At 64.4% G+C, this 12,287-nt stretch carries 14 protein-coding genes; 7 read left to right on the top strand and 7 right to left on the bottom strand.

Going from position 1 to position 12,287, the window contains the following annotated elements; all coding sequences use genetic code 11:
- Positions 1-4: 4 nt before the first annotated feature.
- The 7 genes from N5C88_RS08400 (at position 5) to N5C88_RS08370 (ending at position 4,475) form a co-directional block, all read left to right on the top strand.
- On the top strand, positions 5-1,216 hold the full coding sequence (locus N5C88_RS08400) for a baseplate J/gp47 family protein (RefSeq protein ID WP_280015135.1): 1,212 nt from the start codon (positions 5-7) through the stop codon (positions 1,214-1,216).
- Positions 1,213-1,887, top strand: a complete 675-nt coding sequence (locus tag N5C88_RS08395; RefSeq protein WP_251882113.1) for a DUF2612 domain-containing protein — start codon at positions 1,213-1,215, stop codon at positions 1,885-1,887. Before N5C88_RS08400 ends, N5C88_RS08395 begins: the two co-directional genes overlap by 4 nt.
- Entirely contained in the window at positions 1,877-2,797 is a 921-nt protein-coding gene (locus N5C88_RS08390; protein ID WP_280015134.1) for a hypothetical protein, read from the top strand. The genes N5C88_RS08395 and N5C88_RS08390 overlap by 11 nt, the downstream gene beginning before the upstream one ends.
- A gap of 52 nt (positions 2,798-2,849) precedes the next feature.
- Complete coding sequence (locus N5C88_RS08385) at positions 2,850-3,158, top strand: hypothetical protein (RefSeq protein ID WP_059371904.1); 309 nt, start codon at positions 2,850-2,852, stop codon at positions 3,156-3,158.
- Positions 3,159-3,192: 34 nt separating this feature from the next.
- The gene (locus tag N5C88_RS08380) at positions 3,193-3,603 is read left to right on the top strand and encodes a M15 family metallopeptidase (protein ID WP_118933187.1); all 411 of its coding nucleotides are present in this window, start codon (positions 3,193-3,195) and stop codon (positions 3,601-3,603) included.
- The gene (locus N5C88_RS08375; protein ID WP_280015133.1) at positions 3,600-4,001 is read left to right on the top strand and encodes a hypothetical protein; all 402 of its coding nucleotides are present in this window, start codon (positions 3,600-3,602) and stop codon (positions 3,999-4,001) included. The genes N5C88_RS08380 and N5C88_RS08375 overlap by 4 nt, the downstream gene beginning before the upstream one ends.
- Positions 4,002-4,190: 189 nt before the next feature.
- On the top strand, positions 4,191-4,475 hold the full coding sequence (locus tag N5C88_RS08370; protein WP_280015132.1) for a hypothetical protein: 285 nt from the start codon (positions 4,191-4,193) through the stop codon (positions 4,473-4,475).
- A gap of 545 nt (positions 4,476-5,020) precedes the next feature.
- On the opposite strand, the gene N5C88_RS08365 is transcribed toward N5C88_RS08370, so the two are convergent.
- From N5C88_RS08365 to N5C88_RS08335, 7 genes are all read right to left on the bottom strand, one after another.
- Positions 5,021-5,983 (bottom strand): tripartite tricarboxylate transporter substrate binding protein, encoded by a 963-nt coding sequence (locus tag N5C88_RS08365; protein ID WP_280015131.1) that lies wholly within the window; start codon positions 5,981-5,983, stop codon positions 5,021-5,023.
- Positions 5,984-6,106: 123 nt separating this feature from the next.
- The gene (locus N5C88_RS08360; RefSeq protein ID WP_251882104.1) at positions 6,107-7,285 is read right to left on the bottom strand and encodes a CoA transferase; all 1,179 of its coding nucleotides are present in this window, start codon (positions 7,283-7,285) and stop codon (positions 6,107-6,109) included.
- 53 nt (positions 7,286-7,338) lie between these two features.
- A complete protein-coding gene (locus N5C88_RS08355; protein WP_118933182.1) occupies positions 7,339-8,277 on the bottom strand; it encodes a hydroxymethylglutaryl-CoA lyase in 939 nt (312 codons plus the stop codon).
- A gap of 189 nt (positions 8,278-8,466) precedes the next feature.
- On the bottom strand, positions 8,467-9,369 hold the full coding sequence (locus N5C88_RS08350; RefSeq protein WP_059371919.1) for a LysR family transcriptional regulator: 903 nt from the start codon (positions 9,367-9,369) through the stop codon (positions 8,467-8,469).
- A gap of 69 nt (positions 9,370-9,438) precedes the next feature.
- Positions 9,439-11,082 (bottom strand): hypothetical protein, encoded by a 1,644-nt coding sequence (locus N5C88_RS08345; RefSeq protein ID WP_280015130.1) that lies wholly within the window; start codon positions 11,080-11,082, stop codon positions 9,439-9,441.
- A 105-nt stretch (positions 11,083-11,187) separates the two neighbouring features.
- Entirely contained in the window at positions 11,188-11,355 is a 168-nt protein-coding gene (locus N5C88_RS08340; protein WP_165867876.1) for a hypothetical protein, read from the bottom strand.
- 209 nt (positions 11,356-11,564) lie between these two features.
- The gene (locus N5C88_RS08335; RefSeq protein WP_059371924.1) at positions 11,565-12,260 is read right to left on the bottom strand and encodes a DUF3313 domain-containing protein; all 696 of its coding nucleotides are present in this window, start codon (positions 12,258-12,260) and stop codon (positions 11,565-11,567) included.
- Positions 12,261-12,287 lie beyond the last annotated feature (27 nt).

The raw sequence follows: 12,287 nt of genomic DNA, 5'->3' as shown, positions 1-12,287 counted from the left end.
AACCATGCCGAACAACTCGAAAGTGCCGCGCGTGCAGTTCACGCCGGAAGGGCTGGTGCTGCCCAACGAATCCGCCATCCTCGCCGGCGTCCTGTCCGATATGGACGCGGCCTTCGGTGGCGGGCTGAATCCCGCGCTGGAAACGCCCCAGGGCCAGCTGGCCTCCAGTACCACCGCCATCATCGGCGACAAGAACAACGAGTTCGCGACCTACGTGAACCAGGTCGACCCGGCCTATGCGCAAGGGCGGATGCAGGACGCCATCGGGCGGATCTACTTCCTGGACCGCAAGCCGGGTACGCCTACCGCTGTCATCGCAACCTGCACGGGCCTGGCGGGCGTGACGATACCCGTGGGCGCGCGCGCCCAGGCGGTGGATGGCAATCTGTATCTGTGCACCCAGGCGGGAACGATACCGGCCAGCGGAAGCGTCGACCTGCCATTCGCTTGCTCGGTCGATGGGCCGGTGGATTGCGCGCCAGGCGCACTGAACCAGATATATCAGGCCATTCCCGGTTGGGACTCGGTATCGAACGCCGATGCCGCAACGGTGGGCAGCCATGTGGAAAGCCGGGCCGAGTTCGAGGAGCGCCGGCGGCAGTCGGTGGCGCTGAACGCCCGCGGCTCGATCCCGGCGATCTACGCCAACGTGGCGAACGTGGAGGGCGTCATCGACGCCTACGTGACGGAGAACGATCTCTCCGTACCGAAGACGGTCGGCGGCGTCGTCCTGCGTCCGCACTCCATCTGGGTCGCGGTGACGGGCGGCGAGGCGGCGGACATCGCAGATGCCATCTGGCGCAAGAAGAGCAATGGCTCCGACTACAACGGCAACACCTCCTATGCCGTGGAGGACAAGGAGGGATATGCCTATCCCTACCCGTCGTATGTCGTGACCTGGGAAACCCCGGCAGCGCTGCCCGTGCGCTTCGCGGTGCAGCTCGCGGACAACCCCGCGCTGCCGTCGGACATTGTGGCTTTGACCAAGCAGGCGATCATGGACGCCTTCAACGGCGGAGATGGCGGGCAGCGCGCGCGGATCGGATCGACCATTTATGCCAGCCGCTTCTACGCACCCATTTCGGTGCTGAGCCCGGTGGTCTCCATCCTGTCCTTGCTGCTGGGCTCCGACACGCCGTCGGGCGCCAGCCTGGCCGTACCGATCAACCGCCGGCCCACGATCACGGCCAGCGATATTGCGGTGACATTGATATGAGCGTCGTGCCTAAGCCGGGGCTGGCGGCCCGGACCCTCATCAGCCAGTACGCCAACAGCCCCACGCTCGTCCAGTTGATCAACAACATGGATGACTACATCAACCCCGACGCCGATTTCGACGCTTTCCATGACTTCGTCTGGAACGTCGAGACCGCGCAGGGTTTCGGGCTGGACATCTGGGGCAGGATCGTCGACGTCGGCCGGATGCTGACGGTGCCGGGAGACGTCACCTATCTGGGATTTGACGAGGCGCTGGACTGGCAGCCTTTCAACCAGGCGCCGTTCTATACAGGCGAGCAGGCCACGCAGACGTATCGGCTCGCCGACGACGCGTATCGCACGCTCATCCTGGTCAAGGCGCTGGCCAACATCTCGGATTGCACTTCGCCCAGTTTGAACCGGCTGCTGTCGAACCTGTTCGCGGGGCGCGGGCGTTGCTACGTGTCGGACACAGGGAGGATGGAATTCCGCTACGTGTTCGAGTTCGCGCTGGCGCCGCATGAAATCGCCATCCTGACTCAATCAGGCGCGATACCCAAGCCGGCCGCGGTTCTGGCGAACATCCTGCAGGTCGATCTTTCTACTACGTTCGGATTCAACGAAGCGCTGATGCAGCCGTTCGGCTCGGGCGTACTTTTCACTTCTTCGGGGCTTATCAATGCAAGCTAGCAATGCACCTATCAAATCGGCCGTCCCGTTTGCGGAAAGCGGGACGAAGAACACTATTCCGGTTGCGTCGCAGATCGGCGTGACGCCGGGGGCGGCGTCGTTTACTGATGGATTTCCGCCGTTGACGATGACGCCGTTGGCCGCGGGAGGCGTTCCACCTTATGGCGCCGACTTCAATGGCATCCTCAACTTTCTCAGTGCTGCCGCGCGCTGGCAACAGGCTGGGGGCGCCTATCCCTACGACGCCGCGTTCAGCACAGCCATTGGCGGGTATCCACAGGGCGCAATGCTGAAGCAATCATCTGGTGGCGGTTACTGGTTGAATCTTGCCGAAAACAACACCTCGAATCCGGATGGCGGCGGTGCGAATTGGATTGCTCTACCCGCGGGGATTGCGTCCACGGCGGAGGCGGAGACCGGCACGGATGACAAAAAAGCGATGACGCCGTTGAAGGTATTCCAGGCTATTGCGAGAAAGGTGATGCAGGCCACAGAAGGCGTGCTCGGCGTCGCCAAGGTTGCCACGCAGTCGCAGACGAACGCCGGCGCCGACGATGCCACCATCGTGACGCCGAAAAAGCTCAGGTTTGGCGTGGCGATGTCGCTCGGTATCAATGGATACCTGGCGCTGCCTTCCTGGCTTGGCGGTGTCATTCTTCAGTGGGGGCGCGGCACTGTGAATATGAACACTGCGGCCGGAAACTATCACTACGGATCTGCCGCTGTTTCGTTTCCGCTGACGTTTCCGACGGCCGCCTGGGTGGCGATACCGCAAATCCAAAACAGTCCGAATGTGATGGACAGCATCAGCGTCGCCTCGTTCAACAATTCGACGCTTCAGGTACTGGGCTGCACCAGCTACGAAGCGGGCCAGGCGCCGGAATTCTATTTCATCGCCATAGGAAACTAGCATGACTGAAACCCCGAACAAGGCGGCTTTTCTTTGTCTATGAGGGGCGAAATTGAACATCCAAGATTTCGACGCCCTTGCCGCAAAGCTCGCCGGCGTTCTGGGCGCAGCGGTTTCCATGCGCTATCTGCAAGGATCATGGCCAGCCCGGCTGAGCATGGCTGCCAGCGGCTCGTTGGTGGCGTACTACGCGGCTCCCTATCTGTCGCTGCTGCTGGAGATTCCAGAAGGCCTGGCCGGTTTTCTGACCGGCATGTTCGGCATGGCCATTGTCTCCCGAGGATGGGAGGTTGTGCAGACCGTTCCCATCGGCGCGTTGTGGCAGGCCGTGATCGACCGAGTGCGCGGCAGAGGGGCATGAGGCGCATCGTTTCATTCATGCGGAGACTTCATCCGTGAGTACTTTCCAACTATCCCAACGCAGCCTGGACCGCCTGGTCGGGGTGCATCCCGACCTGGCCGAGATCGTCCAACTGGCGATTCAACGCACGACGGTCGACTTCACTGTGGTGGAAGGCGTTCGTACCCTTGAGCGGCAACGCGAGTACGTCGCCCGTGGCGCCAGCCAGACGATGGCCAGCTACCACTTGGCGCAGGAGGACGGGCTGAGCCATGCCGTTGACCTGGCGCCGCTGATTGATGGAGTGATTCCCTGGAGCAACTGGCAGGCCTTCGCCGGCCTGGCGCAGGTGGTCAAGGCCTGCGCGGCCGAGCTCGGCGTTCCGGTGGAATGGGGCGGCGACTGGAAGACGCTCAAGGATGGCCCGCACTTCCAGATCCCGCGCGGCTGGAAGGGACGCGCATGAACGCATCGCTGCGCGCGTTGGCGCCGTATCTGATCGGCGCCGTCCTGGTGGCCGCCGCCTTCCTGTGCGTGCGCTGGTATGGCGCCGTTCAGTACCGCGCCGGAGTCGACCGGGCAAATGCCGACTACACGCTGGCCGAGCTCACCGAGTTCCAGCGCCAGACGACGCGGTTGGGTGAAATATCCGAATCCCTGGAAGGCGCGCTTACCGCGTTGCGCGGCGCCAGCCCCAAGATCATCGAGAGGTACACCCGTGTCGAAGTCCAGAGCCCTTTGCCTGCTGGCTGCCGCATTGACGCTGAGCGGCTGCGGCACATCAACGAAGCCGGTCGCCTGGCCAATTCTGCCGGCCAACCTGGCGCAGCAGTGTCCGCAAGTGCCCGAGGTGACGAGCGATAGCTGGGACGATCTTGCGCGCAGCTATATCTTCCTGGCGGCGCTATATGGGGAGTGCGCGGCAAGGCAGCGCGCTGTGGTGCAGGCATGGGAGAAAACCTAGCGCGCCTCGACCATGTTTCAGGGCCCGTTCATTCTAAAAGGGCAGACCATTTTTTTACTTGACCCAGGTAGAAATGTGTTGATGACCAAGTGGATTTCGGCGCTGTCGGCGCGGCGGCACCCTTGCCGGCTTCAGTCATGCAGAGCGTGCGGCTCGTAAACCCTCTCGGCAACTGGCGTTCTTGGGAGATGCTCATCGGTGAAGTCGATATCCAGCATCGATTGAGCTTGCGCGCAGCCATAGACGAGGAAATCAGAAAATCGCCGGAATGCGAGCAGGAAATCCGGATAGGCTATGAAAGAAGCAAGGCCGCGTGGGACGATTTTTGGACCAACATCTTCGAAGCTGAAACGGAAGCCGCATTGGCGGCGTAGCCCAAACAAAAGCCCGCAGGCGCAAGCCGCGGGCTTTTCTTCGCTACCCTTCAAATGGACTCTTCTTCTTCCGCCGATTTACTGGCCTGAGGATTTCGCCTGACTTCAGCCTGTACACGTCTTTCCCCTCCCAGATCACGGCGCCGCCGGTGGACAGGCGGCATTGCAGCACTATGTGCGGATCGGGACTGTCGTCCGTCGCGGGTTCTTGAATGATATGTCGCTCGATCCGGTACTGGTCTCCTGCTGCCGAGACCGCAATCACATCCTCCAGTCGTCTGCATGAGATTGACATGATGAGCCTCCTTCACTTGCGCCATGGTGAAACCTGTGGCGCTGAGGTCATCGTCTCGACTGGCTCTTTCCCTGTCAATGCTGCTGCGGTCCATCATCCAAGCGTATGCGCGACGCTTCCGAGGGGAGTGTCGTGCATACGTATGAGACGATGCATGCGTTTGGTCTAGGCTGTATTCAAAGCCGCGCGTGCGTTGAAATTCAGCGGCGGTCAGAGGTACTTATGGCAGCCGCAAGGCCTGGATCGGATGCTATTCGAGCTTCACGTTGGCGGACTGGATGACCGACCGCCACTTCTTGTAGTCCGCTGCGATGGTCTGCGAGAACTGGGTAGGGGTGGTCGGCATGGCGGTCGCGCCTTGCGCGGCCAGCGCATCCTGGACGTCTTTCAGCGCGAGGATCTTGTTCAGTTCCGTGTTCAGCGTCTGGATGATGGGCTTGGGCGTGTTGGCGGGAGCAAGGAGCCCATACCAGACGCGCACGTCGAAGTCGGGATAGCCGGATTCCGCGATGGTGGGCACGTCAGGCATGGCCGGGCTGCGCTTGAGCGAGGTCACGGCCAGCGGCACGGCGCTGCCGGCCTTGATCTGCGGCGCGGCCGAGGGGATGGACGTGAAGATGACCGGGACCTGCCCGCCCAGCAGGTCGGCCATGGCCGGACCCGATCCCTTGTAGGGCACGTGCACGAGTTTGATGCCCGCCTGCAGCTGCAGCAGTTCGGCGGCCAGGTGCGTGATGGTGCCGGCTCCAGGCGATCCGTAGTTGATCGTGCCGGGCGCCTTCTTGGCGGCGGCGATCAGGTCCTTGAGGGACTTGTACGGGCCGTTCTTGTTGGCGACGACCACCAGCGGCGCTTCGCCGACGATGCCGATGGGTTCGAAGTCCTTGACCGGGTCATAGGCCAGCTTCGTGTAGAGCGAAGGCGCCACGGCCAGGTTGTCGACCTGGCCCATGACGATCTCGTAGCCATCGGGCTTGGCGCGCGCGGCGGTGGTGATGCCTATGGTGCCGCCGGCGCCCGGCCGGTTCTCGGCGACGACGTTCCACTTGACCGAATCGGACAGCTTGGCGGCGACGGTGCGCGACAGGAAGTCGGTGCCGCCGCCGGGGGTGAACGGCACGATGACCCGGATGGGCTGGTTCGGGTATTGCTGCGCGGCGGCGGGGGCGCAGGCGGCGAGCGCGCAGGCCGAGAACATTAGGGCACGTAGCATGATTGTGGTCTCCATTCCTTGGTGGGCGCGTCCGGTCGTGATCGCCAGACGTCGGTTGCTGCGGATGCTGCTGACGCGTACTGCGGGTTCGGTTGCGGCGGGCGGGTTCAGGCCCCTGGTTGGCTAGACGGTTCCTTTCGCGCGGAGTTCCCGGATCCGGTCGCGCGACAGGCCCAGTTCCTCCAGGACCGATTCGGTGTCCGCGCCCAGCTCGGGCGCGGGGCTGCGGACCTGGCAGGGCGCTTCGGCGAACTTGATCGGAAAGCCCAGCATGCGCACCTGCTGGCCATCGGGATGCGCAACGTCCATGGCCATCTGCTGGTCCGCGACCTGGGGGTCGTCGAACACGTCCTGCAGGTTCAGCACCTGTCCGCAGGGCACACCGTACCGGTTCAGGCGTTCGATCCAGTAGTGGCTGTCCTTCTGGCGGGTGCGGGCTTCGATGGCGGACTTGATGGATGCGCGGTTCAGCATGCGGTCGGCGTTGGCCTGGAATTCCGGATGCGCGCGCAGTTCGGGCAGCTCCAGCGCGTCCAGGAGCTTTTCGTACATGGCATCGTTGGACGGCGCGATCGCGACCTGGCCGTCGGCGGTCTCGAACAGCCCATAGGGCGCGACGATGCCGTGGTCGTTGCCGGTGCGGGGAGGTAGCTCGCCGCTGGCGAAGTAGTTCGACGCCTGGAAGCTCAGCAGCCCGATCATGCTGGACAGCAGGCTGACGCTGATGGAGTCGCCGCGGCCGGTGCGTTCGCGGCGCAGCAGCGCAGCCACCACGCCGAGCGCGCCGTTCAGGCCTGCGGCCAGGTCGCTGATGGGGGGCCCCGCGCGCATGGGCGGATCGTCTTCGCCGCCGTTCAGGCTCATGAAGCCGCTCATGGCCTGGGCGATGAAGTCGAACGCGGGGCGGTCGCGATAGGGGCCGGACGCGCCGAAGCCGTTGATGCTGCAATGGATGATGTCCGGCCGCAACGCTTTCAGCGCCTCGTCGCCGAAGCCCATCTTGTCCATGATGCCGGGCCGGTAGTTCTCGATCACGACGTCGCAGTGGGGTATCAGCTGGCGCAGGATGTCCTTGCCTTCGGCGCTGTACAGGTCCAGCGTCACCGACCGCTTGTTGCGGTTGTAGTTGGCGAAATACCAGCTCAGGCCGTCCCGGATCACGCCTTGGCGGCGGATCGGGTCGCCCTCGCCGGGCGCCTCGATCTTGATCACTTCGGCGCCCATGTCGGCCAGTATGGATGTGCAGTACGGCCCGGAGATGATGCGTGTCAGGTCCAGGATGCGGATTCCGGTAAGTGGCATGGCGTATTGGTGCGTGGTTATCGTTCTGGCTATCCCGAAGATCCCGTTTTGGCTCAGCCGATCGCGCCGGCGGCCACGGCGTAGTCATGCAGGCGCAGGCGCGGCCCCGCCTTCATCAACTGGCCGGGCAGGCCGCGGCCGACGATGCCTTCCAGCCGTTGGGCCACCTTGATCAGCGCGCCCAGGTCGATGCCGCTGTCCACGCCCATCTCGTCCAGCAGGTAGACCAGGTCTTCGGTGCAGATGTTGCCGGTGGCGCCCGGCGCGAACGGGCAGCCGCCCAACCCCGCCAGCGAGGATTCGTAGGACGTCACGCCGGCGCGCAGGCCTTCCACCACATTCACCAGGCCGATGCCGCGCGTGTTGTGGAAGTGCAGCGAGATCTTGATGCCGGGATGATCGGCCCGCAGCGTCTCGACCGTGTGACGCACCAGCCGGGGCGTGGCCATGCCGGTGGTGTCGCCCAAGGTCACGGCATCGAAGCCCTGGCGCGCGAAGTGGTCGAAGATGGTCCGGATGCGGCCCAGGTCCACGTCGCCTTCGAAGGGGCAGCCGAAAGCGACGGCAATGGCGCCCTTGCGCTTGATGGGGTGTTCTTTCAGCAGCTGCGCGATGTCCTCGATGTCGCGCAGCGACTGTTCGACAGGGCGGTTCAGGTTCTTGGTGTTGTGGCTTTCCGTGGCGGACAGGAACACGACGATCTCGTCGGCCTGCGACTGCAGCGCGCGTTCGACGCCCTTGCGGTTGGGCGCCAGTGCGCCCAGCACTACGCCCGGACGTTTGCGCACGCCCTGCAGGACTTCCTGCGCGTCGCGCATCTGCGGCACGGCGCGGGGCGAAACGAAGGAGGTGGCTTCGAAGTGCCGCACGCCTGCGTCGATCAGCGCGTTCAGGATCTGGATTTTGGTGTCGGTGGGCACGAACTCGGATTCGATCTGCAATCCGTCGCGCATGCCCACTTCCACGATTTCGACTCGGTCTGGAAGGCTCATGGCTGGTCGTCTCCTGGCATCCGGATCCTGCGCCCGCGAGGGCTTTGCGCGGCGATGTCCGGGATATGGGTGGTCGGCCTCCATCTTCTGCGATGGACCCAGGCAGGACAAATCGTGAATCTTCGGCGGGGGATCGCGAAACGCGATGGCTCGGGATCCAGGCGTCGCGCCCGGGTCGGCCCGCGCGTCCTATTGCTGCTTTGCGGCTTCGGCGATCAGATGATCCAGCAGCAGCCTGGCGGCACCCGATAGCGATTCATTGCTGCGCACGCACAACTTCAGTTGGCGCTGCGCCCAGGCGTCGGTAAGCGGAATGATGCAGAGCTCGTCGCACACATAGGCGGACAGGGCCTCGGTGGGCACGATGCCGACTCCCAGGTCCGCGCGCACCATGGACACCAGCGCGTCGTAGGAGGTGACCTGGAAGCGCAGCCGCAGGGAACGGTTCATGGAAGCGGCTTCGCGCGTGAACAGATAGTTCGCGGCGCTGCCCCGGTGCATTCCGACGTGGTCGTAATCCAGCGTATCGGCGAAAGAGACCCGCCGGCGTCGCGACAAGGGGTGCCCCGATGGCGCCACCAGCGCCATGACGTCGCGGTGGTAGGGAAATATGTCCAGTCCGTTTTCGTCGTCGGATTGGGTATAGACGCCGATGTCGGCGGCGTTGTCGATCACCGCGCGGGTGACGCCGGCGCTGACGGATTCTTCCAGGTCGATCTGCACGTTGGGGTGCTGGGTCAGGAAGCGGCGCAGTTCCATCGGCAGGAACTGCGCGATCGAAGACAGGTTGGCCGCGACGCGCACCCGGCCGCGCAGGCCGGCGGAGTAATCGCGGATTTCGGCGGCCAGGTCCTGGGTTTGATGCAGTAGCGCGCGTGCGCGCCGCGCCAATGCGCGTGCGGCGCTGGTCGGTTCCACGCCGCGCGCATGGCGCTGGAACAGCGGCACGTCCAGCACGCGTTCGAGTTCGGACAGGCGCTTCGATAGCGCCGATGGCGCGATATGTTCGCGCGCGGCGGCGGCGGCGATGCTGCCTTCTTCCAGCACGGCCAGGAACACCTGCAGGGTATACAGATCCAGACGAGGGGTCATGGGGAGTCGCGGAGATACACGTCCGCGAGGATAGCGGCAGTCTAGCGCCGCCGGCCTAGGGGATTACGCTTAGCCGATTTCCACCCATTCCTGCGCCGCGCCGCGCGCCAGCAGTTCGCCGACCGTGATGATGGCGATCCGGCCATCGGCCGTTCCCAGAGCCAGCTTTTCCTCGTGGGCATCGAGGGCGAAGACCAGCGTAGGCAGGCCTTCCAGCCGCATCCGGGCGCGCAATTGGATTTCACCCGAAGCGGCATCCAGCAATAGCAGCCCGCCGTCCAGGAACGCGGCGGCGACCAGCCCGGGGCCGGGCATGAAGACGACCGCGCTGGCCGAGGCGGTGGTGGGATGCCGCCAGCGTTCGCGGTCACGGTCCAGCGGCTTGCGATAGATGAAGCCGGCGCAGGCGGCGCTGACGGCGGGAGAGTAGTGCCGCCCGCTGATGACCAGGCCCGCGCCTTGCGCGTCTTCGACATAGCAGCCGCTGAGCTCCATGGCGTGGCTGTCGGGCTTGCCATTGGCCTTGAGCACCGGCCAGAGCGGTTTGATCTGGCCGTCGGGCATGACCATGCACAGGCGTTTGGCCTCATGGGAGCTTGCAGGCGTGCCCTGCACACAGAACGGCGACGGCGCGCCGCTGATGCGGATGTAGTGATTGAAGCAGTCGTAATGGCCCAGGTCCACGCGCAGTTCGGCGCCCGAGCCCAGGTCGCGCAGCAGGTCGCGTGCGCCTCTGGTAGCGGGGATGCGGTTTCTGCGGCCCAGCATTACGCCTTGTGACGAGGCCGAGAACGTGTATTCGCCGTCGTATTCGCCGACGAGGTCCAGTCCTTTGTCCGTCAGCGTATACAGCCGGGAATCCTGGCGCCACTTCATGTCGGGCCGCGTCGAGGGCTCCACGACGTGTACATGGATGCCTGCCGCCCGGATGATCTCGGCGCCATGGCCGGCGCCGGAGTATGCGGCGATCAAGCCGTCTTCGACGCCGTGGATTTCCAGCAGGCAGCCGCCATGCGCCACCGCGATGCGCTTGGCGTCCAGCCACGCAAGATCGTGGATGGCGTTGTGGCTCGCCAGTTGCGGCAGCCCAAGCCATTGCGCGAGGCGGGATTCAGGTGCAGGCGCGGGGGAATCTGCTGCCGGCGCGATGGCGTCGCTCGACAGTTCCAGTTCGCGCGGTCCGGCATCGGACCAGGTTGCTTCGCCGTAGGGCGCGCGCACGATATACAGCGTACTGAACGCGGCGTCGGGCGGATCCTCGGGCAGGCCTTCCCATTCCTCGTCCCAGGGCCGCACCCACGCCTCGATCCCGTCGCCCGCGGGGTCGAAGGCGCAATGCGCAACTTCGGGGATGTCGTGGAAGAACCGGCGGGAGAGTCCGCTGCGCCAGTCCCAGACCTGCAGGTCGCCTTCGAACAGATAGCCGCCGTCATAACGGCCGGTGCCGATCGCGACCACCGATTGGTCGGGATGGAACGCGACGTGGTTGACGGGATGGCGCAGCTCGTCGAACGCCGCGAACGGGATGTGGCTGCCGCGGCGGTACAGCGCCACGCGATAGCGCAGCGTTTGGCCGCCATAGGCCGCGCGGGCGCGAGGGTGCGCGAGCAGGGGAAACTCGGAGGCCACGGCCGCGATTTCCCCTGCTGGGTCGAAGAACACTCCGGTAATCTTGCCGCTGCCTCGCAGCGACGGATCGGCGATCATGGCCATACTGGATTCCGCGATACGAGCGCCGTCGATCGCGAATGCGGGCGCAGGGCCATGGGCAGGCGGGATAAGCTTATTCGAGGAGCGGGTCGGGGCGCCCGGCCGGGCTCATGTGCGAGCCCGGCTGGCGGCCGGCGTCTCCTTCTTCGCGCGTGGCTTGGGCGCGGGTTTCGGGTCTTGGGCAGGAGCGTCGAACTCCTGTTTGTTGCGTTCGCCCCGCGGGGTGTTTTCCGGATGCGGCTTGGGAAAAGCCCAGGGCTTGGTTTTCTGATCCATTGCATGTACTCCTTGCACAGGCGGAACAGTAGCATTAGCCGTGGCACTGGGTAAGTGAGGGTTGACGTCAATATTCATCACATCGTGATTTTCAGGTGAAAAATGCGATGGATTCGACCCGCTTTAGCCCGTTCTGTTCCGCCCTGATGGATCAGGGCCCATCAACACTGATAGCTGATAGGACACTCCTTCCTGTGCTGATGCGCGGTCTAGCCAGCTTCGGGCCTGTCCTCAAGCCAGATGCGGTCGAACTGTTCGCGCGCGTGGTGCGCCCAATCGTCGATGGCGCTGCGCACGTCGTCCACGGTGGGCTTGCGGTCGGCGGGCAGATTGCCGCCCGTGACGGTGCCCAGCGAGGTGATCAGAAGTTCGTTGGTGTTGGCGTCGCGCAGCGCGGCTTCGAGCAGCAGGCGCGCGGACTGATCGCGGTAACCGGCCGCCTTGACGGTCTGGCCGATCACGAAACCGATGGGGATGTACTCGGTAATCCTGGGGTCGCGCTCGTTGCGGAAGGTGCCGGTGATGGCCGCGCTCAGGCGCAGCGCGTGCGGCGCAGGCCGGGTCAGCAATTGATAGCCGGCTTGCTCGAACTCGCGCCGTATCGCTTCATTCAGGTAGGCAAGCACACGCTCGCGCATGGCGCTGTCGGCCTTCAGGTCCAGCTCGTCCGGCCGGTCGCCCTGGATGTATTGCACCGGCTCCAGGATGATTTTTTTCGGGTACTGGCTGCCGATGGGCGGGCCGGGGCGAACCCAGACCATGCCGGCGCTCCAGTCGGGATCCTGTTTCAGCCGGCTTTGGTTTTCACCCAGGGACGTGGAATAGTTCTGCGGCTTGGGCAGGTTGGTGCAGCCGGCAAGGCCGATCACTGCACAGCAGGCGGCCAGAGCGAGACGGATCTTCATATTCTTCTCTTCCTGAAAATGGCGCCC

The organism is Achromobacter sp. GD03932 (genome assembly GCF_029839485.1).
In the GTDB taxonomy this organism is placed as follows: Bacteria; Pseudomonadota; Gammaproteobacteria; order Burkholderiales; family Burkholderiaceae_B; genus Achromobacter; species Achromobacter bronchisepticus_A.
The sequence above is the reverse complement of the archived record's forward strand: the minus strand, read 5'-3'. Positions and strand labels throughout refer to the sequence as shown.

Coding starts and splice junctions, on each gene's coding strand:
- N5C88_RS08400 (WP_280015135.1), top strand. CDS start 5: ATGCCGAACAACTCGAAAGTGCCGCGCGTGCAGTTCACGCCGGAAGGG.
- N5C88_RS08395 (WP_251882113.1), top strand. CDS start 1,213: ATGAGCGTCGTGCCTAAGCCGGGGCTGGCGGCCCGGACCCTCATCAGC.
- N5C88_RS08390 (WP_280015134.1), top strand. CDS start 1,877: ATGCAAGCTAGCAATGCACCTATCAAATCGGCCGTCCCGTTTGCGGAA.
- N5C88_RS08375 (WP_280015133.1), top strand. CDS start 3,600: ATGAACGCATCGCTGCGCGCGTTGGCGCCGTATCTGATCGGCGCCGTC.
- N5C88_RS08365 (WP_280015131.1), bottom strand. CDS start 5,983: ATGCTACGTGCCCTAATGTTCTCGGCCTGCGCGCTCGCCGCCTGCGCC.
- N5C88_RS08360 (WP_251882104.1), bottom strand. CDS start 7,285: ATGCCACTTACCGGAATCCGCATCCTGGACCTGACACGCATCATCTCC.
- N5C88_RS08355 (WP_118933182.1), bottom strand. CDS start 8,277: ATGAGCCTTCCAGACCGAGTCGAAATCGTGGAAGTGGGCATGCGCGAC.
- N5C88_RS08350 (WP_059371919.1), bottom strand. CDS start 9,369: ATGACCCCTCGTCTGGATCTGTATACCCTGCAGGTGTTCCTGGCCGTG.
- N5C88_RS08345 (WP_280015130.1), bottom strand. CDS start 11,082: ATGGCCATGATCGCCGATCCGTCGCTGCGAGGCAGCGGCAAGATTACC.
- N5C88_RS08340 (WP_165867876.1), bottom strand. CDS start 11,355: ATGGATCAGAAAACCAAGCCCTGGGCTTTTCCCAAGCCGCATCCGGAA.
- N5C88_RS08335 (WP_059371924.1), bottom strand. CDS start 12,260: ATGAAGATCCGTCTCGCTCTGGCCGCCTGCTGTGCAGTGATCGGCCTT.